The sequence below is a fragment of the Thauera terpenica 58Eu genome (genome assembly GCF_000443165.1).
Taxonomy (GTDB): Bacteria; Pseudomonadota; Gammaproteobacteria; order Burkholderiales; family Rhodocyclaceae; genus Thauera; species Thauera terpenica.
Map to the genome: position 1 here is coordinate 20,405 of NZ_ATJV01000002.1, position 19,969 is coordinate 40,373.

Annotated in this window: 21 protein-coding genes; 10 read left to right on the forward strand and 11 right to left on the reverse strand. The window is 65.9% G+C overall.

Annotated elements, in window-relative coordinates; all coding sequences use genetic code 11:
* Nucleotides 1-172: 172 nt before the first annotated feature.
* Complete coding sequence (locus M622_RS22385) at nucleotides 173-1,402, reverse strand: polysaccharide export protein (protein ID WP_021247791.1); 1,230 nt, start codon at nucleotides 1,400-1,402, stop codon at nucleotides 173-175.
* Nucleotides 1,403-1,856: 454 nt separating this feature from the next.
* Here M622_RS22385 and M622_RS0119740 point away from each other — a divergent pair, with 454 nt between their 5' ends.
* Together M622_RS0119740 and M622_RS22390 are read left to right on the forward strand one after the other, a co-directional pair.
* Nucleotides 1,857-2,075 carry an antitoxin MazE family protein gene (locus M622_RS0119740; RefSeq protein WP_084520654.1) on the forward strand — a complete coding sequence of 73 codons (219 nt, stop codon included), beginning with the start codon at nucleotides 1,857-1,859 and terminating at the stop codon, nucleotides 2,073-2,075.
* Nucleotides 2,072-2,398, forward strand: a complete 327-nt coding sequence (locus M622_RS22390; RefSeq protein WP_021247793.1) for a type II toxin-antitoxin system PemK/MazF family toxin — start codon at nucleotides 2,072-2,074, stop codon at nucleotides 2,396-2,398. Before M622_RS0119740 ends, M622_RS22390 begins: the two co-directional genes overlap by 4 nt.
* Before the next feature lie 39 nt (nucleotides 2,399-2,437).
* Here the strand turns inward: M622_RS22390 and M622_RS22395 are convergent, their stop codons facing one another.
* The 5 genes from M622_RS22395 to M622_RS22415 form a co-directional block, all read right to left on the reverse strand.
* Entirely contained in the window at nucleotides 2,438-4,441 is a 2,004-nt protein-coding gene (locus tag M622_RS22395; RefSeq protein ID WP_021247794.1) for a chorismate-binding protein, read from the reverse strand.
* Nucleotides 4,442-4,460: 19 nt separating this feature from the next.
* A complete protein-coding gene (locus tag M622_RS22400; RefSeq protein ID WP_021247795.1) occupies nucleotides 4,461-4,826 on the reverse strand; it encodes a HepT-like ribonuclease domain-containing protein in 366 nt (121 codons plus the stop codon).
* Nucleotides 4,823-5,089, reverse strand: a complete 267-nt coding sequence (locus tag M622_RS22405) for a nucleotidyltransferase family protein (protein WP_442478135.1) — start codon at nucleotides 5,087-5,089, stop codon at nucleotides 4,823-4,825. Before M622_RS22405 ends, M622_RS22400 begins: the two co-directional genes overlap by 4 nt.
* A gap of 100 nt (nucleotides 5,090-5,189) precedes the next feature.
* Nucleotides 5,190-6,560 carry a DNA repair protein RadA gene (radA, locus tag M622_RS22410; RefSeq protein WP_021247797.1) on the reverse strand — a complete coding sequence of 457 codons (1,371 nt, stop codon included), beginning with the start codon at nucleotides 6,558-6,560 and terminating at the stop codon, nucleotides 5,190-5,192.
* Nucleotides 6,560-7,480, reverse strand: a complete 921-nt coding sequence (locus M622_RS22415; protein ID WP_021247798.1) for a LysR family transcriptional regulator — start codon at nucleotides 7,478-7,480, stop codon at nucleotides 6,560-6,562. The genes radA and M622_RS22415 overlap by 1 nt, the downstream gene beginning before the upstream one ends.
* Nucleotides 7,481-7,666: 186 nt before the next feature.
* Here M622_RS22415 and lplT point away from each other — a divergent pair, with 186 nt between their 5' ends.
* Entirely contained in the window at nucleotides 7,667-8,917 is a 1,251-nt protein-coding gene (gene lplT / locus M622_RS22420) for a lysophospholipid transporter LplT (protein ID WP_021247799.1), read from the forward strand.
* 41 nt (nucleotides 8,918-8,958) lie between these two features.
* On the opposite strand, the gene M622_RS22425 is transcribed toward lplT, so the two are convergent.
* The 4 genes from M622_RS22425 to M622_RS22440 all read right to left on the reverse strand — a co-directional run bounded on the left by M622_RS22425 (nucleotide 8,959) and on the right by M622_RS22440 (nucleotide 11,630).
* Complete coding sequence (locus M622_RS22425) at nucleotides 8,959-9,966, reverse strand: uracil-DNA glycosylase (RefSeq protein WP_040830258.1); 1,008 nt, start codon at nucleotides 9,964-9,966, stop codon at nucleotides 8,959-8,961.
* Nucleotides 9,967-9,970: 4 nt separating this feature from the next.
* Complete coding sequence (rimI, locus tag M622_RS22430; RefSeq protein ID WP_021247801.1) at nucleotides 9,971-10,393, reverse strand: ribosomal protein S18-alanine N-acetyltransferase; 423 nt, start codon at nucleotides 10,391-10,393, stop codon at nucleotides 9,971-9,973.
* 29 nt (nucleotides 10,394-10,422) lie between these two features.
* On the reverse strand, nucleotides 10,423-11,115 hold the full coding sequence (tsaB, locus tag M622_RS22435; protein WP_021247802.1) for a tRNA (adenosine(37)-N6)-threonylcarbamoyltransferase complex dimerization subunit type 1 TsaB: 693 nt from the start codon (nucleotides 11,113-11,115) through the stop codon (nucleotides 10,423-10,425).
* 137 nt (nucleotides 11,116-11,252) lie between these two features.
* Nucleotides 11,253-11,630, reverse strand: coding sequence for a hypothetical protein (locus tag M622_RS22440; protein ID WP_021247803.1), 378 nt, complete (start codon nucleotides 11,628-11,630; stop codon nucleotides 11,253-11,255).
* A 222-nt stretch (nucleotides 11,631-11,852) separates the two neighbouring features.
* Between M622_RS22440 and ompR the strand changes: the two genes are divergently transcribed.
* From ompR to M622_RS22475, 7 genes are all read left to right on the forward strand, one after another.
* Nucleotides 11,853-12,662 (forward strand): osmolarity response regulator transcription factor OmpR, encoded by an 810-nt coding sequence (gene ompR, locus M622_RS22445; protein WP_052028657.1) that lies wholly within the window; start codon nucleotides 11,853-11,855, stop codon nucleotides 12,660-12,662.
* A 47-nt stretch (nucleotides 12,663-12,709) separates the two neighbouring features.
* Nucleotides 12,710-14,080 carry an ATP-binding protein gene (locus M622_RS22450; RefSeq protein ID WP_021247805.1) on the forward strand — a complete coding sequence of 457 codons (1,371 nt, stop codon included), beginning with the start codon at nucleotides 12,710-12,712 and terminating at the stop codon, nucleotides 14,078-14,080.
* 3 nt (nucleotides 14,081-14,083) lie between these two features.
* Nucleotides 14,084-14,800 carry an MBL fold metallo-hydrolase gene (locus M622_RS22455; RefSeq protein ID WP_021247806.1) on the forward strand — a complete coding sequence of 239 codons (717 nt, stop codon included), beginning with the start codon at nucleotides 14,084-14,086 and terminating at the stop codon, nucleotides 14,798-14,800.
* A 78-nt stretch (nucleotides 14,801-14,878) separates the two neighbouring features.
* Complete coding sequence (locus M622_RS22460) at nucleotides 14,879-15,487, forward strand: septation protein A (protein WP_021247807.1); 609 nt, start codon at nucleotides 14,879-14,881, stop codon at nucleotides 15,485-15,487.
* Nucleotides 15,487-15,786 (forward strand): YciI family protein, encoded by a 300-nt coding sequence (locus tag M622_RS22465; protein WP_021247808.1) that lies wholly within the window; start codon nucleotides 15,487-15,489, stop codon nucleotides 15,784-15,786. The genes M622_RS22460 and M622_RS22465 overlap by 1 nt, the downstream gene beginning before the upstream one ends.
* The gene (locus tag M622_RS22470) at nucleotides 15,783-16,070 is read left to right on the forward strand and encodes a BolA family protein (RefSeq protein ID WP_021247809.1); all 288 of its coding nucleotides are present in this window, start codon (nucleotides 15,783-15,785) and stop codon (nucleotides 16,068-16,070) included. The genes M622_RS22465 and M622_RS22470 overlap by 4 nt, the downstream gene beginning before the upstream one ends.
* Before the next feature lie 10 nt (nucleotides 16,071-16,080).
* The gene (locus M622_RS22475; RefSeq protein WP_021247810.1) at nucleotides 16,081-16,863 is read left to right on the forward strand and encodes a peptidyl-prolyl cis-trans isomerase; all 783 of its coding nucleotides are present in this window, start codon (nucleotides 16,081-16,083) and stop codon (nucleotides 16,861-16,863) included.
* Nucleotides 16,864-17,023: 160 nt separating this feature from the next.
* Here M622_RS22475 and M622_RS39235 read toward each other — a convergent pair whose 3' ends face one another.
* Nucleotides 17,024-19,942, reverse strand: a complete 2,919-nt coding sequence (locus M622_RS39235) for a hybrid sensor histidine kinase/response regulator (RefSeq protein WP_021247811.1) — start codon at nucleotides 19,940-19,942, stop codon at nucleotides 17,024-17,026.
* Nucleotides 19,943-19,969: the final 27 nt, after the last annotated feature.

Genomic DNA, 19,969 nt, shown 5'->3' on the forward strand with positions numbered 1-19,969 from the left:
ATCATCAAGACCTCTCGGCTTGCCTTGCTCCTACCAAACCGTTGTCGTGGCGCTTTCCCTGTAGGAGCGGCGCGAGCCGCGAGCCTTTGACCTTGGTTGGTGCGCGCACGGCGTTTGTTAAAACCTCGCGACTTGCGTCGCTCCTACAAAACCGTCGACTCTACCAAAGCCATTACTGGCGGCCGCTGAAGAGCGGGTAGCGGGTGTCGCTGATGAGGTTGAGCATTTGCGAGGTAGGCAGGATGTTGCTGACCACGCGGTTCCAGCGCGCGATGGCGGCGACGTCGACGTAGACGATGTCGCGCGGGCGCAGGGGGAAGCGTTCGGCGAGCAGCAGGGCGTCGGCGTTGCTGGCGTTGAGGTGGAAGAGTTCGGAGCTGCCGGTGTCGCTGCGCATGACGTAGATCCAGCTGGCGTCGGCGGTGATCTGGTTGACGAAGCCGGCTTCGCTGAGGGCTTCGGCCAGCGTGGTGCGGCGCTTGTTCATGACGAAGGAGCCCGGCGTCTTGACCTCGCCGAGCACGAACACCTTGTTGAGCTGGCGGTCGGGGACGTTGACGATGTCGCCGGGCAGCAGAGAGACGTTTTGTGAGACGTCGCCGTCTTCGTACAGGGCTTGCAGGTCTACGCGCCAGGTCTCGCCCGCGCGCGTCAGCAGCACGTTGCCGTGGTCGGCCTCGCCGGTGATGCCGCCGGCGCGGTTGATGGCCTCGAGCATGGTCATCTGGATGTCGTTGATGGGCTGCAGGCCGGGCTGCTTGACCTCACCCACCACATACACGCGCTTGCTGCGGAAAGAGATGATGCGCACATCGAGCTGGACGTTTTCGATGACCTTGGACAAGCGCTGCGAGAGCATGTCGCGTACTTCGCGCGTGGTCTTGCCCGCCACCTTCACCGTACCAGCAAAGGGGAAGAAGATGGTGCCGTCGTCGGCGACCAGGGTGCCGGATTGCTCGGCCGAGCGGTAGGAGCCGGCCGGGATGGTGATCTCGGGGTGATCCCAGACGATGACGTTGATGATGTCACCGGGGCCGAGCTCGTAGTCCTGATGCATGAGCCCGAAGTCGGGCACGGTGGACTGGCGGGCGGCGGTGCGCCCCCCCGCGCCGGTGCTGCGAAAGCTGGATTCGAGGTCGCGCACCTGGGCGATGATGAGATCGGCGGTGATGGGCGTGACCGTGACGTTGGCGGGGACTTGCTCGGCAAGCGCCTTGTCCTGCCCCGCGACGGGCAGCGCCACCGAGGATTCCTTGCGCATGTCCCAGCCCGATGTGCCGGGCACCAGCGCGCAGGCTGACAGTGTACTTACCAGACCTGCGATCAGGCCCGCCTTCAGCAGCTGCTTGCGCGCTGCGATCCCCCGCCGCAGCGACGCCATGGTCATCGATTCGCCTTTCATCAGCCCACCCCGTTCAAACTACTGAATGTTTGTGGATGACGCATTCGCACCATTCCATCTAAAAAACACCAGAATCACGATAAAAATCAGGACTCTGGCTACAAAAAATCAAAATCGTGCTTATCTGTTCAGGCTGTCAAATCCAGCGTATTTCTTATTTATCAGTGCTTTGCGAGGCGCAATGATACACGCTCAACGGCATATCGAGCCCGCATCATTTCGTGATCATGGGTATTAGTTCCTGTGTCCGCGCAGGATTCAACACCTGCTGCACAGCCCGCCGAAGCCGCAGGCCAGAGCCGTTCAGGATGCCTTGCGAGGATGGAATCGTCCAGCGCATGGGAGGCGCACTTGCCAGGTTGGGCTCAGGAAACGGGAAAGATCGTGCTTCAGTTCTGTTGCATGTAACACAAGAAGATCGTAGATTGTTCCATGTAACATCAGGGAGATGAGCATGGCACACGTCAATTCAAGAGTTCAGAAGCACCGCGACGCCCTTCGCATGGCGGGCTTGCGCCCGGTGCAGATCTGGGTGCCGGATACGCGCCGTCCAGACTTCGCGGAGGAATGCCGTCGCCAGTCGCGCCTTGCCGCTGAGACGGACAAGGCCGACGCCGACCTGCAGCACTTCATGGATGAAGCCCTGGCTGACGTGGACGGCTGGACGGAATGAGGTGGGGCGATTTCGTCACCATCGCCATGCAGGACGACTTCGGCAAGCCACGGCCCGCCTTGGTGATTCAGGCCGACCATTTCGACGAGCACGCCACCGTTACCGTGCTGCCGGTGACGAGCACGCTGGTGGATGCACCCTTGTTTCGGATCACGCTGGTGCCGGATGCCGCCAACGGCTTGCACAAGCCTTCGCAAGTCATGGTGGACAAGGCGATGACCGTGAAGCGCGACAAGCTGGGGCCGGCCTTCGGACGCATTGATGGTGATGCGCTGGTCGAGCTTGAGCGTTGTCTGGCGGTGTTCCTTGGCATTGCCAAGTAGATAGGCAGCGACAGCCCGGGCTTGTCTGCTGCGCCTGCCTTATTCGACCAGCACAGCATCCACCGCGCCGCGCAAGGCGTTGCACACGATGATGCGCTCGGCGTGGCGCAGGTCGTCGAGGCTGAGCGCGGCCTCGCGCGCGTTCCAGGTCGGATCGTCGAGCAGCACGCTGCGCATCACCCCCGGCAGCACGCCGGCGCCCAGGGGCGGGGTGAGCCACTGCCCGCGGACGAGGGTGAAGACGTTGCTGCGTGCGCCTTCGGTGAGCTGGCCATGGGCGTTGAAGAACAGCATGTCGAAGGCGCCGTGGCGGCTGGCGTGGGCGATGGCGTCGTCGTAGCTCTGGCGCAGCGTGGTCTTGTGCCCGATGAAGGCCGCCAGCTGCGGCACGGAGCCGGGCGACGGCCTGAGCGCAGCGCCCCTGCCCTGCCCTTGCAGCAGCACACGCACCGGGCCGGGCGGCAGGGCTTCGAGCCTGGCGGCGAGCAGGCGGGTGCTGCCGTCGTGATGCAGGTCCAGACGCAGGCGGTAGTCCTGCCCGGGGGCGAGGCTGGCGCAGTGTTGCTCCAGCGCGTCGACGATGGCGCTGCGCTGGAAGCCAAAGCCCAGCGCCTGGGCGCTGGTTTGCAGGCGTTGCAGGTGGCGTTCGAGGTGGCGGATGCCGCGCTCGCGACTGGCGAGCATGGTCTCGAAGAGCGCAAAGCCGGGGTCCAGCGCGGTGAGAAAGCGCGCCTTGAGCAGGCATTCGTCAAATTCGTCCTCGGCGCGGCTGTCGATGACGATGCCCGCACCCACGCCCATCACGCCTGCACGCAGGCCGGTTTCGTCCGCTGCATCGAGGCTGAGGGTACGGATGGCGACCGACAGACAGAAGTCGCCGCAGGCCGGGGCGCTTGCAGGCAAGTGCGCGCCGGCCGGTGGCGGCTCTATCCAGCCGATGCTGCCGGTGTACAGGCCGCGCGGAGTGGTCTCGAGCTCGCCAATGAGGTGCATGCTGCGGTGCTTGGGAGCGCCGGTGATGGAGCCGCAGGGAAACAGCGCGCGCAACACCTCGGGGAAGCGGATGTGGGGGGCGAGCTCGGCTTCGACCGTGGACGTCATCTGGAACACGGTGGCGTAGCGTTCGACCTTGAACAGCTTGGGCACGCGGACCGAGCCGGTGCGCGCGATGCGACCCAGGTCGTTGCGCAGCAGGTCGACGATCATCACGTTTTCGGCGCGGTTCTTGCTGTCGTGGCCGAGACGGTGGGCGATCTCGCGGTCGGCGGCGCTCTCCCCGTCTGCGCTGCCATCACTCTCGCCGCTGCCCTCCCCCTCGCCAGGCTGGGCGCGCGCGGCCGTGCCCTTCATCGGCCGTGCCTGCAGGGTGCCGCCACGGTTGCGCAGGAAGAGCTCGGGCGAGCACGACAGGATGTGCCCGCCCTCCGCCCCGTCCGCGGCCGGCGGCAGCGCGATGAAGGCGCCAAAGCCCACCGGCTGACGCATGCGCAGGCGGCGGTAGAGGCTGACCGGCGCGCCGAAGCTGCGAAAGTGCAGGCGGTAGGTGTAATTGATCTGGTAGCTCTCGCCTTCGCGGATGAGGGCGTGAATGCGTGAGATGGCGTCGCTGAAGGCGTCGCGGTCGACGCTGGGGCGCAGATCAAGGACGCCGGCCGCGGTGGGCAGACTCGATACTGAATTGAGCAGCTCGCCGCCGAGTTCGTCCGCTTCGCGCTGGGCGAGCCAGCTATCGGTCTGGGCGCTGTCAAGCTTTTGCAGCTGCGCGAACATCATCACCCGCAGCGCGCCGGCGGCCGCAGGCGCGAGGTGTTGGTGGCCGGCCTGCAGCAGGCGCGCACCCCACTCGTAGTCGATCAGCACAAGCGCGTGCAGGCCTGCGCCCATGTCAGCCGCGACCGCCTGCCAGCTGGCGTCGAGCGTGTCGGGGTCGGTGCAGCGATGCTCGCGCACAAAACCGGTATACAGCCGGCTGCTGGGCTGGGCCGCGCTGGCGTGGCAATCGTCGAGCAGGGCGAAGCAGTACTCAGGGGACGGGGGCAACATCAAGAACGTGTTCGACCGATCAAGCGGGTTTGTCTTCGGCGGCCCGGCGTACAGCTGGCAGTTGCTTGAGCAACTCCGGGAGCCATTCTTGAACGGTCTCCCACACTAGATCGAGGTTGACGTCGAAATAGCCGTGGGCCATGCGGTTACGCATATTGCGCATGCTGCGCCACGGCACTTCGACGTGTGCCAGGGTGAACTCGACGTAGCCATCCATAACCTTCGTGGCTGCCTCGCCGATGATGATGAGGCTCATGATGACAGCCTGCTGGGTGCGCCTGTCAGCCAGGAAGTCGTCTTTGGTCAAGCCCTCGATGAAGCTACGCGCGTCGGTTGCGGCCAGCTGTATGTGATCGAGATAATCGGGCAGCCGGTTCTCGTTCATACCGGCCGCGCCTCTGCCAGCACCTTGTCGCGGAACTTGGGCGGCAGGTCACCGGGTGTAAGCAGATCGACGGGTACGCCGAGTAAGGTTTCCAGCTCGTATTGCAAATCGCCCAAGTCCAATAGCGTCGCCCCGGGTAGCGCATCGACCAGCAGATCGATGTCGCTGTGGTCCTGATCCGTGCCATGAAGCACTGAGCCGAAGACGCGCGGGTTCGCCGTGCGAAAGCGGCTTACCGCTTCGCGCACTGCGCTTCGTTTCATGTTGAGTACGACGGACGGTCGCATGAGCAGCCTTTCTTGTCGAAACTTGGTCAGATGATAGGCAATCAAGCAGCAAGAGCAAGCACAGCACCGCCGCGCCCTACTCGAGCTCGCGCATCTTCTCCAGCGCCTGTTCCACGCGCTCCACGCCGATCACGGTGAGGCCGTCGATGGGGTGTTTGGGGGCGTTGGCGCTGGGGATGATGGCGGTGTCGAAGCCGAGCTTGGCGGCTTCGCGCAGACGGTCCTGGCCGCGCGGTGCGGGGCGGATCTCACCGGCGAGGCCGACTTCGCCGAACACCGCCAGGCCGCGGCGCAGCGGGCGGTCGCGCAGCGAGGACACGATGGCGAAGAGGATGGCGAGGTCGGCGGCGGGCTCGGTGATCTTGACGCCACCAACGGCGTTGACGAACACATCCTGATCGAAGCACACCACGCCAGCGTGGCGGTGCATGACGGCGAGCAGCATGGCCAGGCGGGTGGGCTCGAGGCCGACCGACAGCCGGCGCGGGTTGGGGCTGTGGGCGGCGTCGACCAGGGCCTGGATCTCGACCAGCAGCGGGCGCGTGCCCTCCTGGGTGATGAGCACGCAGCTGCCCGCGACCTGCTGCGAGTGCTGCGACAGGAAGATGGCCGAGGGGTTGGAGACGCCGCGCAGACCGCGTTCGGTCATGGCGAACACGCCCAGTTCGTTGACCGCGCCGAAGCGGTTCTTGAAGGCGCGGATGAGGCGGAAGCTGGAGTGGGTGTCGCCCTCGAAATAGAGCACGGTGTCGACGATGTGCTCGAGCACGCGCGGCCCGGCCAGGGTGCCGTCCTTGGTGACGTGGCCGACGAGGATGAGGCTGGTGCCGCTTTGCTTGGCAAAGCGCGTGAGCTGGGCCGCGCATTCGCGCACCTGGGCGACCGAACCCGGCGCCGACTGCAGCGCTTCGGAGTACACGGTCTGGATGGAGTCGATGACGGCGACCAGCGGCCTGGCCTCGCGCAGGGTGTGCAGGATGCGCTCGAGGTTGATCTCGGCCAGCATCTGCAGCTCGGACGGCGGCAGCTGCAGGCGGTGCGCGCGCAGCGCGACCTGTTCGCCGGATTCTTCGCCGCTGACATAGACCACCTTGTGCGCTGCGGCGAGGTGGGACAGCGCTTGCAGCAGCAAGGTGGATTTGCCGATGCCGGGGTCGCCGCCGATGAGCACCACCCCGCCCACCACCAGCCCGCCACCGAGCACGCGGTCGAATTCGTCCAGCCCGGTGGGCTGGCGCGATTCTTCGCGCGGCTGCAGCGAGGACAGTGAGCGCAGGCGGCTGGTCTCGCCGGCGAGCGCGGCAAAACGGCTGCCGGCCGCGGGGCCGGGCTGGATGACGGTTTCGGAGAGGGTGTTCCAGGCCTGACACTGGGGACACTGCCCCTGCCAGCGTGGCGCCTGCGCGCCGCATTCACTGCAGACGAAGGCCGACTTCGCCTTCGCCATCAGATCACGGCGTCCTTGTCCTTGGCCATGCGCGCGAACTCTTCGCACACATAGTCGGCGAAGGTGGTGATCAGGCGCGAGCGGAACTTGTCGCGCGGCAGCAGGACTTCGAGCGGGGTGTAGATGCGGGGCTCGAGGCGGATGGCGGCCAGGCGGCCTTCGAGCACGTCGCGACGGATGGCACGCTCGGAGGCGATGGCAAAGCCCAGCCCAGCGGCGGCGAGCTGCTTGATCGCGGCCAGGCTGCCGAGCTCGGCGCACAGGGTGATCTCGCTGCCGGCGATGCCCGCGGCTTCGAAGAACTCGTCGGCGATCTGGCGGATGCCGTTGCCGGGGTCGCGGTCGATGAAGGGGTGTGCGATCAGATCCTTGGCGCTGAGCTTCTTGAACTTGGCCAGGGGGTGGTCGGGGCTGCAGATGATCATCAGCTCGTCACGGGCGGCGCTGCGACGTTCGATGTTGTGCTGCTCGGTGACGATCTCGATGAGGCCGATGTCGAGGTCGCGCGCGGCGACGCGCTCTTCGGTGAGCTTGGAGTTGCCCACCACCACGCGCGGCAGCACGCGCGGATACTTGCGCTTGAAGCTCTCGAGGACGTCCGGCAGCCAGTAGGCGGCGATGGTGGTGCTGGTGCCGATCTTGATCTGGCCGGCGAGCTCGTCGGTCATCTCGGAGACGCGCGAGTCGAGCTCGGCCGACAGGCCGAGGATGCGTTCGGCGTAGGCGAGCACGATCTCGCCAGCGGGGGTGAGGCTGATCTTGCCGTGGCCGCGATCGAGCAGGCGGGTGTCGAAGTGCTCTTCGAGCTGCTTGATCTGGAAGGTGACGGCCGGCTGCGTCATGAAGAGATGCTCGGCGGCACGTGTGAAGGAGCCGTGTTTGGCCACGGCATGAAATACCTGGAGTCTGCGATCTGCCATGGTCTTGATAAGGAGTATTTATTGTTTGGATTAGATCACAAACGCAGGCCCTTGGCACGGTTCGGATCGGGGTCGAAGCGTCGCTGCAACAGTGACTTTGCAAGCGCATGTGATCAGCGTCCGCACGAGGGGGACTTCATCCATGTTATAAACCGCGCTCCCGACAACCGGTGCGCGGTACCTTCGATGCCGTTCGGCTTCTACATCATCATGGCAGCGCAGTTCTTTTCTGCGCTCGCGGACAACGCCCTGCTCATCGTCGCCATTGCCCTGCTGCGGGACATGGCGGCACCGTCGGAATACGAGCCGCTGCTGAAGCTGTTTTTCGTCATCTCCTATGTGGCGCTGGCGGCGTTTGTCGGCGCCTTCGCCGACTCCATGCCCAAGTGGCGGGTGATGCTGATCAGCAACACGATCAAGATCGGCGGCTGCCTGATGCTGTTCAGCGGCCTGCACCCGCTGCTGGCCTATGCGGTGATCGGCCTGGGTGCGGCGGCCTATTCGCCCGCCAAGTACGGCATCCTCACCGAGTACCTGCCCCACCGCCTGCTGGTGGTGGCCAATGGCTGGATCGAGGGCCTGACCGTGGGCGCCATCATCCTGGGCACGGTGATGGGTGGGGTGATGATCCGTGGCGACGTGGCCCAGGCCTTGATGGCGCTGAACATCCCCTTTGTGGATACGCCCTTCGAGGCCGGCGTGCTGGTGATCGGTTCGCTCTACCTGATCGCCGCCGCCTTCAACATGCGCATTCCCGACACCGGCGTCGACCACAAGCCGCTGAAGAACAACCCGATCTACCTCATCCACGACTTCAACCATTGCCTGCGCCTGCTGTGGCGCGACAAGCTGGGCCAGATCTCGCTGTCGGTCACCACCCTGTTCTGGGGTGCGGGGGCGACGCTGCAGTTCATCGTCATCAAGTGGGCGGAGCAACACCTGAGCATGACGCTGTCGGAGGCGTCGATGATGCAGGGGGTGGTGGCGCTGGGGGTGGCGGCGGGATCCATCCTGGCGGCACGCTATGTGACGCTGCGCAACTCGGTGCGGGTGATTCCGCTGGGCATTGCGATGGGCCTGGTGGTGATCTCGATGATCTTCGTCAACAACAAGTCGGTGGCGATCGCCCTGCTCGTCCTGGTGGGTGGGCTGGCGGGCTTTTTTGTGGTGCCGATGAATGCGCTGCTGCAGCACCGCGGCCACATCCTGATGGGTGCGGGGCATTCGATTGCGGTGCAGAACTTCAACGAGAACCTGTCCATCCTGGTGATGATCGGCGCCTATGCGCTGCTGATGTGGCTGGGGCTGTCGATCGACACCCTGATCGTGCTCTTCGGCCTGTTCGTCGCCGGCACCATGCTGCTGGTCAAGCGCAGGCACGAGGCCAACCAACGCGAAAACGACAACACCGTGTTGCTGGACGATCACAGCCACTGAGCGTGTCTGGCACGCTGAGGGCCACTGCGGGCCACTGCGGGCTAGGTCTGCTCGGCCATGAGGCGGCGGGCGAAGCACAGGTCGGCCCAGGCCTTGCCTTTGTCCTGCGGGTTGCGCAGCAGGTAGGCGGGGTGGTAGGTGACCACGACCGGGATGCCCTGGTAGTGCAGACGCTGGCCGCGCGCGGCGGCGATGTTGACGTCGGTGTTGAGCAGGGCGAGCGCGGCAGGACGGCCCAGGGCGACCAGCAGCCGGGGTTTGACGAGCGCGATCTGGCGTTCGAGATAAGGCAGGCAGGCGCCGATTTCGGCCGCTTCGGGAGTGCGATTGTGGGGCGCGCGGCACTTGACGGCGTTGGCGATATAGACATTTTCGCTACGCTTGAGCCCGAGCGCGGCCAGCATGTTGTCGAGCAGGCCGCCGGCAGGGCCGACAAAGGGCTCGCCGCGCTTGTCCTCTTCACTGCCCGGCCCTTCACCAACGAACATCCACTCCGCCTGCCGCTCGCCTGCGCCAGGCACGACCTGATTGCGGCGCTCGCACAGCACGCAGGCGCGGCAGGCCGCAATCTCGGCCTCCAGCGCTTCCCAATCGAGGGTGGCGATGCGCGCCGCGCGCTCGGGGTCGCTGCTTGCAGGCAGGGTGCGTGCGGAGGCGCGCACGGCGGCGGCTGCGCGCGCAGCGGGCGGGGTCGCAGCGGGGGAGCGGGATTCTGGCGCAGGCGCTCTGCGCTGTTCACGCGGACCCGGCGCTGGAGCGGGGATGTGGCTGGGCGCTGGGCGGCTGGCCGGGGCTGGGGCCGCGGACCTGGGGGCGGGTGCAGGGCTTGCGGCGGCGGGCACGGGTGGCGTGGCGGGCGGGGACGAAGGCGCGACCTCGTCATGCACGGCATCGCCATGAACGAAAGCCTCATGCGCGTCATCGTCGAGCGCAGCCTCAGCGTCCCTGGCGCTGCGCAGGCGCCAGATCGGCCCCAGGCCCATCTCACGCAGGACGGCGTCGCGGCGCGAGCTCAGGCGTGGGCGGGACCGGCGTGCTGGGGTGCTCATGTGCTCAGAGCTCCCTTCGCATCACGATGGCGTCCTCGCGGCCATTGAGCCCGGGGTAGTAGCCACGGCGGCGGCCGATCTGCTCGTAAGCCATGTCCTGGTAGAGCGCGAGCGCGGCGGTATTGGACGGTCGAACCTCAAGGAAGCACTGGGTGGCGCCCTGCTTGCGCGCTTCATCGTGCAACCAGGCCAGAAAGGCGCGGCCGTGCCCCCGACCCTGGGCTTCGCGTGCGATGCTGATGGTGAGCACGTGGGCTTCGTCGAGCACACGCAGCATGACCGCATAGCCGAGCTTGTCGGTGCCGGCGCTCATCACCCAGCTGCCATGTCCGGCGGCCATGGAGTCGAGGAAGTTGCCGCTCGTCCACGGGAAGGTGTGCAGCTCCACTTCACACGCGCTCACCCAGTCAAGGTGCTCTTCGCGCATCGGCGTGAAGCGATAGGCACTGGCCCCGCTCACGCCTTGCCCCCGCGTGCGAGGCGTTCGGCGGTGGTGAAGGCGACCTTGTCGCGCACGTAGAGCGGCGCCGCCAGCGCGGGCGCGAGCAGGCGCTGTTCGCGCACCTGGCGGACAGCCAGCAGGGCGACTTCGTCCGCGCGCGCGCACAACGCGTCACGGCAGTCCAGGAGCTGGTCGCCGAGGCGGGCGCGCAGGACATCGGGCCAGACGCGGAAGGCCGAGCCCGCTCCCAGCCAGGGCCCGGGCGGGATCTCGAGCGCCTCGGGCAGCGCACAGCGCACCGGCCCGAGGGCTTGCAGGCTGTCGGCCTGATCGCCTTCGAAAGCGGCGTAATAGAGCTCGCCCATGCGCGCATCGGTGGCGACGAGCACGCGCGGCGCCCGCGCCTGGAGTGCAATGGCGTCAAGGCTGCCAACCACGGCGATGCCCAGATCGGCCCCCAGCGCCAGCCCCTGGGCGACGCCACAGGCCAGCCTGAGGCCGGTGAACGCGCCCGGCCCGGCGCCAAAGGCGACGGCGTCGAGCGCGCCGATGGGCAGGCCGGCTTCGGCGAGCAGGTCGCGCACGTCGCGCAACACGGTCTGTGAGTGCTTGGTTGCACCGTCGATGCGACGGCTGGAGATCGCGCCGTCGATCAGGAGCGCGACGCTGGCCTGTTCGGACGAGGCTTCGATAGCGAGGATTTTCATGGTGGCGGTATTCTACTGGCTCGGCCACCGCCCCGGGTCAGGGGAAAGCTGGAGAAGGCAGCGGAAGTCGCAGCAGCGGCGGCCTTGTGCCCGGCGTGCCCGGCGTGCCCGCAGGCGCCGCTGCCGCCCACGCGCGCTCAGCGTCGCTGGCTGCGCGCGCTGGAGTGATCGGGGTAGGCGCCGCGCATGGCGTCGCGCAGGTCACGGTGCAGGGCGCTGCGTTCTTCGGCGTTGAGACGCCGGCGTTCGGTGGGGCCTGTGGGTTCGGCGCCGCGGTCGTGGCTGGAGACGAAGAGGCTGCGCAGGCTGGGCTGCTTGGGCTCCTGTTCTGCCATGTCCTGAGTCTGCAGATCCTGAACCGGCATGATCCGCGCCCGCCCGCCCTCCTCCAGCGCGTGCGCGGTGGCGCTCAGTGTCAGCAGGCAGACAAGCGGGCACACGAGCGCGGCGGGAAGGCACAGACGACTGCGGCGCGGCGGCGAAACGGGTGGAGTAAGGGCGAGCTTTGATTTCATTGGAATTCCATCCGGGCTGGTGCAGCCCGCGCAGCGCATCAAACACAATCGCGACCATACGTCAAAGCGCGGCATTCGGACAGTGCCGCAGGTCACGGCTGCAGGCGTTGTGTAAGGCGGCATTGCCTGCCGGCGCTGCGCTTACGAAGCGTTACCTGTGAGTTCAAGCCGGGGCCTGCGCTGGCACTGGTACGGCAGGGTTTTGAAGGTTACGATTTGGCCATGAACGGAAAAACACGCTTTCGGATATTGCTGGTGGACGACGACGCGCGCTTGCGCGAGCTGTTGTCTCGCTACCTCCTGGAACAGGGCTTCGCGGTGAAGGCCGTGGGCGACGCGTCGATGATGGACAGGGCACTGCACCGCGAGCATTTCGATCTCATGGTGCTGGACCTGATGCTGCCCGGCGAGGATGGTCTGGCCATCTGCCGGCGCCTGCGCGCGGCGGACAACGCCCTGCCCATCATCATGCTCACCGCCAAGGGCGATGACGTCGATCGCATCATCGGCCTGGAGATGGGTGCGGACGACTACGTGGCCAAGCCCTTCAACCCGCGTGAGCTGGTCGCGCGCATCCAGGCGGTGATGCGGCGCCAGCCGCAGACCTTGCCGGGCGCGCCCGCGGCCGAGAGCGAGCTCGTCGTCTTCGGCAGTGTGCGCGTCAATCTGGGGACACGCGCGCTCGAGCGCAATGGCGAGGAGATACAGCTCACCACCGGTGAGTTCTCCTTGCTCAAGGTCTTGCTGCAGCACCCACGCCAGCCGCTGTCGCGCGACAAGCTCATGGAGCTTGCGCGCGGGCGTGAATACGGCGTGTTCGATCGCGCCATCGATGTGCAGATTTCGCGCCTGCGCAAGCTGGTCGAGGACGACCCGGCCAAGCCGCGCTTCATCCAGACGGTGTGGGGCTTTGGTTACGTGTTCGTCCCCGATGACAGCAAGACCGCGGCTGAGGACAGCAAGGCCGCAAACGCGGCTGAGGACCCGGACGCAGCGGGCGCGGATGGGGCCGGGGCCGACAGCGGCGAGTGAACACGCCACACATCAGGCAAGGCCCGTCTGGCGCGGCAAGGCGCATCATGATCGCCTGCCTGCCCCGCACCTTGCTGTGGCAGACATTCTTGATGGTTGCGCTGCTGCTGATCATCGCGCTGGGCTCGTGGTCGCAGATATTTCGCTACTTCCAGGAGCCGGCGCGCGCGCGCGACGTGGCGCAGATGGTGGTGTCGGTGGTCAATCTGACCCGCACCGCACTCATCAACGCCGATGCGGGGCGACGCACCGACCTGCTCATCGAGCTCGCCGCCCTGGAAGGCATCCGCATTTACCCGGCCGAGGCTTCGGACGAGCTCGAACCGCTGAAGGCGACGCGGCCGATGCGGCTGCTGACCGACGACGTGCGCAGCCAGCTCGGCGCGCACACCCGCTTTGCGTCGCGCTGGAAGTCGCTGTCAGGGTTCTGGGTGAGCTTTCGGCTCGAGCCTGATGATCAGCTCGACGAGTACTGGGTGATGCTCCCCGGCGAGCGCATCGAGAACCCGAGCAGTTTCGACTGGCTGATGTGGGGGGTGGGCGCGCTCGTCGCTGCCATGCTGGGGGCGTATCTTATTGCCGCGCGCATGGGCAAGCCCTTGCGCCAGGTCGAGGACGCCGCCAAGCGTGTCGGCAGCGGTGAGACGCCGATGCCGCTGGATGAGTCGGGGCCGCAGGAGATCGCGGTGGTCGCCCATGCCTTCAACCAGATGACGAGCGCGCTGGCCCGCACCGACGCCGACCGTGCGCTCATCCTCGCGGGCGTCTCGCATGATCTGCGCACCCCGCTCGCGCGCCTGCGGCTGGGGGTGGAGATGTCGGGTGCGCCGGACTCCGAGGTCAGTGCGATGGTGTCGGACATCGAGGAGATGGATCGCATCATCGGCCAGTTTCTGGATTTCGGCCGCGGCACGCCGCAGGAGCCACCGCAGGCGCTGGACCTGGTGCAGCTCACGCGCGAGATCATCGAGCCCTACCGTCTGCGCGGTGTCGAGCTGCGTCTGGATGCGCCTGAGCGCCTGGTCGGGTGCGTGCGCCCGCTCTCGTTGCGGCGCGCGCTGGCAAACCTGATCGACAACGCCTTGCGCTATGCCGGTGAGGACTCGGCGCTCGATGTCAGTGTGGGCGTGCAGGAGGGGGAGTTGTGCATCGAGGTGGCTGACCGTGGGCCAGGGATTCCGGAGAGCGAGGTGGAGCGCATGCGCCACCCCTTCACCCGGCTTGAGAAGGCGCGCTCCAATGCCAAGGGCGCCGGGCTGGGGCTGGCGATCGTGGAGCGCGTGATGCGCGCGCACGGTGGCAGACTGGATCTGCTTGCCCGCGAGGGCGGGGGTCTGCGCGCGATCCTGCGCCTGCCGGGCGGCGGAAACGCCAGCGTCCGCGCTAGAATGCAATCCGCTCACCCAGGAGGGCAATGACACATGAGCATCGTCTTTCGCCAGTTGTTCGATGAACACAGTTCCACCCTGACCTATCTGCTCGCCGACGCCTTGTCGGGCGACGCAGTGCTGATCGACTCCGTCGCCGAGCAGGCCGCGCTGTATCTGGGCTTGCTGCAGGAGCTCAAGCTCAATCTCGTCTATCTCCTCGAAACCCATGCCCATGCCGACCATGTGACCGGGGCGGGCTTGATGAAGGAGCGCACCGACGCCTTGACCGCCACCGGCCGCCACACCGGCACGACTTGTGCGGATGTGCAACTCGCCGACGGCGACACCCTGGTGTTTGGCGATGAGCTCATCCGCGTCATCGCCACCCCCGGCCACACCCCCGGCTGTGTCAGCTACCGCTGGCGCCACTGCGTGTTCACCGGCGACGCGCTCCTGATCGGCGGCTGCGGACGCACCGACTTTCAGGGCGGCGACGCGGGCAGGCTCTACGACAGCATCACCCAGCGCCTGTTCGTGCTGCCGAACGAGACCCTGGTCTATCCGGCACACGACTACAAGGGCAGGCGGGTGAGCTCAATCGGGCAGGAAAAACTCACCAATGAACGCGTGCCCGGACGCAGCAAGCAGGCTTTCATCGAGCTCATGGACAACCTCAAGCTGCCGCCGCCACGGATGATCGATGAGGCGGTGCCGGCCAACCAGCGCTGTGGTGATCAGTACGCAATCATCGACATCCATGCTTCCTGAAGCTGTACGTGAACTTTGCGCGCGCGCGGCACAGGTGCACGCGGGCAGCGCACACCACAATCGCTATAATTCGGCCGCATGAAATTCCTCTTCGATCTCCTGCCAGTCATCCTGTTTTTTGCCGCCTACAAGTTCGCCGGTGCACAGCCCGAGGCTTCCCATGCCTTTGCCACGCATTGGCTGGGTGACAACATCGCGCTGACCCAGGCTCCCATCCTGATCGCCACCGCGGTGACGATCGTCGCCACCTTTGCCCAGATCGCCATTGTCTGGGTCAGGCACCGCAAGGTGGACACCATGCTGTGGGTCAGCCTGGCGATCATCGTGGTGTTCGGTGGCGCGACCCTGTTCTTCCACAACCCCACTTTCATCAAGTGGAAGCCGACCGCCTTGTACTGGCTGTTCGGGACGGTGTTGCTGGGCTCGGACCTGATGTTCGGGCGCAACCTGATCCGCAAGGCGCTGGAGGCTCAGGTCGCCTTGCCGGAGCTGATCTGGGGGCGACTGAACCTGGCGTGGGCGGGTTTCTTCGTTGCGATGGGCGTGCTCAACATCTATGTCGCTTACAACTTCAGCGAGGAAGCCTGGGTCAATTTCAAGCTCTTTGGCGGCATGGGTCTGATGTTCGCCTTCGTGCTGGGCCAGGGTTTTTACTTGTCACGCCACCTGGAGGAGGAAAAGAATTGATGTTTTACGCTCTGATCGGCGAGGATGCACCGGATTCGCTCGCGCGCCGCATGGCGGTGCGTGAGGAGCACCTCGCCCGCCTGCAGATGCTGAAGGATGAGGGCCGGCTGCTGATCGCGGGACCGATGCCGGCCATCGACGCGCCCGACCCGGGGCCGGCGGGCTTTGTCGGCAGCCTCGTTGTTGCCGAGTTCGACTCACAGGCCAGCGCCGAACAATGGCTGGCTGCAGATGCCTACGTCCGCGAAGGCGTGTTTGCGCGCTACAGCGTGCGTCCATTCAAGAAGGTGCTGCCATGAGCCAGGCCATTGCCGAACGCATTCACAGCTGTCTGGTCGAAGCCTTCGCGCCCGACGAGATCGAAGTCCGCGACGATAGCGCGCTGCATGCAGGACACGCGGGCGCGCGCGACGGCGGCGGTCACTACAGCCTGCGTATCATTGCCCCGGCCTTTGCCGGACGTAACACCGTTGCACGTCACCGCATGATTTATCAAGCCTTGGGCGATCTGATGATCAGAGACATTCACGCGCTCGCCATCAAGGCAAATACGGCCGCAGAGGCCACCAAGCAACCCACCTGAAGGAACATCGATGAAACGCTTTCCGAGCCGCCTTGCCATCGCCATGCTGGCTGGCTTTCTCGCCCTCCCCGCCGCGGCGGCCGATTCGATCGCCAAGGTCAATGGCGTCGCCATCCCGGCCGAGCGTGCTGAAGCGATGCTAGCCGAACAACGCGCCCAGGGCGCACCCGACAATGAACAGCTCAAGGGCGCCGTGCGCGAGGAGTTGATTCGTCGTGAGGTGCTCAGCCAGCAGGCCAAGGCGAAGGGCTTTGACAAGAAGGCCGACGTGCAGGCGCAGATGGATATGGCCAAGCAAGCCATCCTGATCCGTGCCTATCTGCAGGACTTCGTCAAGAACAACCCGGTGACCGACGCCGAGGTGCTGCAGGAGTACGAGACCATCAAGTCGCGCATGGGTGAGAAGGAATACAAGCCCCGCCACGTGCTGGTCGAGACCGAAAACGAGGCCAAGGCGGTGATCGCCAAGCTGCAGTCGGGCGTGGCGTTTGAAGAGGTGGCCAAGGAGTCGCGCGATCCGGGCTCCAAGGACCGTGGCGGCGAGCTGGGCTGGAGCAACCCGGCGATGTTCGTGAAGCCCTTCTCCGATGCGATGGTCGCACTCGAAAAGGGCAAGTACACGCCCACCCCGGTGAAGAGCGACTTCGGATACCACGTCATTCAGCTCGACGACGTGCGCGCCACGCAAACGCCCCCGTTCGAAGAGGTCAAGCCCCAGCTGCAGCAGCGTCTGCAGCAGCAGAAGGTTGAGCAGCAGGTGCTCGACCTGCGCGCCAAGGCCAAGGTGGAGTAAACGCCCCACGCGGCCGGCTTCGTGCTCGCCGCGCCTTGAATTGAAGAGAGACCGCAGCCCAAAAGGCGCGGTCTTTTTTTTGCGACGGAAGGTGTGCTGATCGTACTTCTGCTGCGTCCACCGCGGGCTGCCGGCCTGCTGGCGCGCAGCCCAAGGTCTGCTACGCCGGCAGCCAGCGCCTGAGCATCACCACGAGCTGGTCGCGGCTGTAGGGTTTGCTGAGGTAGTCGTCCATGCCCGCGGCGAGGCATCGCTCGCGATCGCCCTCCACGGCATTGGCCGTGAGCGCGATCACCGGCAGCGCATAACCCAGCTGCCCTTCATGCTGACGGCGGCGAATCTCGGTTGTGGCCTCAAAGCCGTCCATTTCGGGGAGATGGCAGTCCATCAGCACCAGGTCGAAGGACTCGCACGCCAGCTGCTTCAGCGCCGACAGCCCATCCTCGGCAAGGCTGCAAGTGAGGCCGAGCGATTCGAGCATTGCAGTGGCCAGCATCTGATTGACCAGGTTGTCCTCGACCACCAGCACATGTCCACGCAACTTCTCAGTGCGACCGGCGGCGGCCTGTGCAGGCGAGTCCTCCGAGGCGATGCGCCGCAGCGCCACGCTGCTCACCATGGCGTCGTCGAGATCGGACTGGCGCACGGGCTTGGTCAGCCAACGGTCGATGTACGCAACACGCTGATCGAAGTGGTCGGCACTGGCAGTGATGGAGGAGAGCATGAGCAGCGGCATCGCGGCGAAGCGCCCATCGGCCTTGATTGCCGCTGCCAGCTCAAGACCATCCATTTCCGGCATCTCGCAGTCAATGATCGCCAGATCGAAGGCAAGATCGTGATCGGCGGCGTGTGCCAGGGCGCGCAAGGCGGCCGCCCCGCTCTCGGCGCCGGTGCAAGGCATCGACCCGCCGCTGAGCTCGAGCTCGAGGGCCTCACGGCTGCTGGCGTTGTCATCGACCACGAGCACGCGCAGGCCCTGCAGCTGTTGTGGCCTGGGGTGCGCGACGCGGGCAAGGTCGTCCACCTTCATGAACGGAATCTCGAACGAGAACACCGAGCCCTGACCGGGCGCGCTGGCCAGGGCGATCTGGCCCTGCATCATCTCCACCAGCTGTCTGGCGATCGCCAAGCCCAGGCCGGTGCCGCCGTAGCGCCGCGTGGTCGAGCTGTCGGCCTGGGCAAAGGCGCTGAACACGCAGGAATGCAGGGCCTTGTCGATGCCGATGCCGGTGTCCCTGACCTCGAAGCGCAAGCGCGCCTGCTGCGCATCCGCGTGCACCAGGCTGACGCGAATGACGATCTCACCGCTGTGGGTGAACTTGACCGCGTTGCCCACCAGATTGGTGAGGATCTGGCGCACGCGCACGGGGTCGCCCTTGAGTTCGGGCGGCAGATCATGCGGCAGCATGCAGACCATCTCCAGGCCTTTGGTTGCGGCCGTGCGCGCGCAAAGGTAGCTCACGTCCTCCACGAGCTGGCGCGGGCTGAAGCTGATGTTCTCGATCTCGAGCTTGCCGGCCTCGATCTTGGAGAAGTCGAGCACGTCGTTGATGAGGCTCAGCAGGTGCTCGCCGGACTGGTACACCGCATCGGTGAAGCGGCGCTGTTGCGGGTTCAGCGGCGTGTTGTGCAGCAACTCGGTCATGCCGAGGATGCCGTTCATCGGCGTGCGAATCTCGTGACTCATGGTGGCGAGGAACTCGCTCTTGCTTCGACTGGCCGCTTCGGCGGCTTCCTTAGCGAGGGCAAGGTCATGCGTACGCGCGTGCACCATGTCCTCAAGACCGTCGCGCTGGCCTTCCACCTCACGGCGCGCGATGCGCTCGGCCTCCTCCGCGTCGCGCCGCCGGTCAACCTCGTAGACCAACTGCGCGACCAGGGTGGCACTGTGCAGGGAGTGGGTGGCCAGCAGCAGCAGGATGGAAATGAACAGCATGAGCAGGGAAAGCTGGCCCTCGCGGAACACCAGCAAGGGGGCGATGGGCACCAGTTTGCTTGCTTCCCAGACGCCGCCAGGCAGGGGCACCGAGGCCCAGAGCCAGAGTTTGCCGGCGTCATCTCCCACCCATTGCTCGCCAAGCCTCTGCAAGCCCAGCTGGACAAGGTCGGCCGGCCCGAAAAGGCGCTCCTTCGTCACGCTCTCGCCCAGGTCAGCGAGCGGAAACAGGGCACCGCGGGCGTAGGGTTCCGGGCCGTAGAGGATGACGCCCTGACGGTGAAGGATGACCCCGTCCATGCGCACGTTGTCGCCGATGAGCCCACTGAGATTGAAAGCGGCGACCATCACCCCGGAGATGAGCGCCGCCTCGTTGAGAATGGGGCGGGCGTAGTACACCCGCGGCAGGCCGCTCGCCGCACCACGCGCCAGATACTGGTTGGCATCACCGCGCAGCGCGGCCTGGAAATAGGGGCGGTACTGGTAGTTGTTGCCCTTGAGCGCGGGGTCGGAGCTGGCGATGACCTGCCCGCGCGCATCGAGCAAAACGGTCAGGTCCGCACCGAGGCGCCGGTTGAGGATGCGAAATTGCAGGTCGTGCTCCTGAGCGGGGCGTGTGCTCGCGTCCAGAGCGATCCGGTCCGCGGTGGCCATCTTGAGCAAGTCGAAACCATGTTTGTCCATGCTTTCGATGCGGCTCATGGTCAATTCGAGGCGCGCATGGGCGTCTTGCAGCAGCTCGGTACGGAAGTCGGCCTCGTTGCTGACGATGACGCGTCCGGAAACGCCGAGCAGGACGGGAAACAGCAACAAGCCGACGACCAGGCTGATCAGACGGCGACGGGATAATCCAGCGTTCGACCACAAGTAGAGGATCAGCGCCGCCAGCACCAGGGCTTGCACGAGCTGGACGAGGAACATGTGCTGCAATGGGCCGGCGCTGGCGCGCAGCGACGCCAGGCTGCTGCCCGCCATCGCCAGCGCGAACAGGCTTACATAAGCGGTATGGCGCAAGGCATTGCGCGAGCGCTGTTTGCGGAAACGGTGCGTGCTGAGCGCGGTCGCGCCCAGAAACAGGGCATAGGCCATCACCCCAAGGGCAAGCAGATCGGGCAGGAGCGGGAGGACCGCAAGCTCAGTCATCGCACGATGAAGCGGCGCTGGACGGAT

Bases quoted from the DNA above. Each gene is read 5' to 3' on its own strand.
- M622_RS22395 (WP_021247794.1), bottom strand. From the start codon at position 4,441: ATGTTGCCCCCGTCCCCTGAGTACTGCTTCGCCCTGCTCGACGATTGC.
- tsaB (WP_021247802.1), bottom strand. From the start codon at position 11,115: ATGAAAATCCTCGCTATCGAAGCCTCGTCCGAACAGGCCAGCGTCGCG.
- M622_RS0119740 (WP_084520654.1), top strand. From the start codon at position 1,857: ATGGCACACGTCAATTCAAGAGTTCAGAAGCACCGCGACGCCCTTCGC.
- M622_RS22455 (WP_021247806.1), top strand. From the start codon at position 14,084: ATGAGCATCGTCTTTCGCCAGTTGTTCGATGAACACAGTTCCACCCTG.
- ompR (WP_052028657.1), top strand. From the start codon at position 11,853: ATGAACGGAAAAACACGCTTTCGGATATTGCTGGTGGACGACGACGCG.
- M622_RS22470 (WP_021247809.1), top strand. From the start codon at position 15,783: ATGAGCCAGGCCATTGCCGAACGCATTCACAGCTGTCTGGTCGAAGCC.
- M622_RS22405 (WP_442478135.1), bottom strand. From the start codon at position 5,089: ATGAAACGAAGCGCAGTGCGCGAAGCGGTAAGCCGCTTTCGCACGGCG.
- M622_RS22385 (WP_021247791.1), bottom strand. From the start codon at position 1,402: ATGAAAGGCGAATCGATGACCATGGCGTCGCTGCGGCGGGGGATCGCA.
- M622_RS22425 (WP_040830258.1), bottom strand. From the start codon at position 9,966: ATGAGCACCCCAGCACGCCGGTCCCGCCCACGCCTGAGCTCGCGCCGC.
- M622_RS22450 (WP_021247805.1), top strand. From the start codon at position 12,710: ATGATCGCCTGCCTGCCCCGCACCTTGCTGTGGCAGACATTCTTGATG.
- M622_RS39235 (WP_021247811.1), bottom strand. From the start codon at position 19,942: ATGACTGAGCTTGCGGTCCTCCCGCTCCTGCCCGATCTGCTTGCCCTT.
- M622_RS22465 (WP_021247808.1), top strand. From the start codon at position 15,487: ATGTTTTACGCTCTGATCGGCGAGGATGCACCGGATTCGCTCGCGCGC.
- rimI (WP_021247801.1), bottom strand. From the start codon at position 10,393: ATGCGCGAAGAGCACCTTGACTGGGTGAGCGCGTGTGAAGTGGAGCTG.
- M622_RS22440 (WP_021247803.1), bottom strand. From the start codon at position 11,630: ATGAAATCAAAGCTCGCCCTTACTCCACCCGTTTCGCCGCCGCGCCGC.
- lplT (WP_021247799.1), top strand. From the start codon at position 7,667: ATGCCGTTCGGCTTCTACATCATCATGGCAGCGCAGTTCTTTTCTGCG.
- M622_RS22400 (WP_021247795.1), bottom strand. From the start codon at position 4,826: ATGAACGAGAACCGGCTGCCCGATTATCTCGATCACATACAGCTGGCC.
- M622_RS22415 (WP_021247798.1), bottom strand. From the start codon at position 7,480: ATGGCAGATCGCAGACTCCAGGTATTTCATGCCGTGGCCAAACACGGC.
- M622_RS22475 (WP_021247810.1), top strand. From the start codon at position 16,081: ATGAAACGCTTTCCGAGCCGCCTTGCCATCGCCATGCTGGCTGGCTTT.
- M622_RS22390 (WP_021247793.1), top strand. From the start codon at position 2,072: ATGAGGTGGGGCGATTTCGTCACCATCGCCATGCAGGACGACTTCGGC.
- radA (WP_021247797.1), bottom strand. From the start codon at position 6,560: ATGGCGAAGGCGAAGTCGGCCTTCGTCTGCAGTGAATGCGGCGCGCAG.
- M622_RS22460 (WP_021247807.1), top strand. From the start codon at position 14,879: ATGAAATTCCTCTTCGATCTCCTGCCAGTCATCCTGTTTTTTGCCGCC.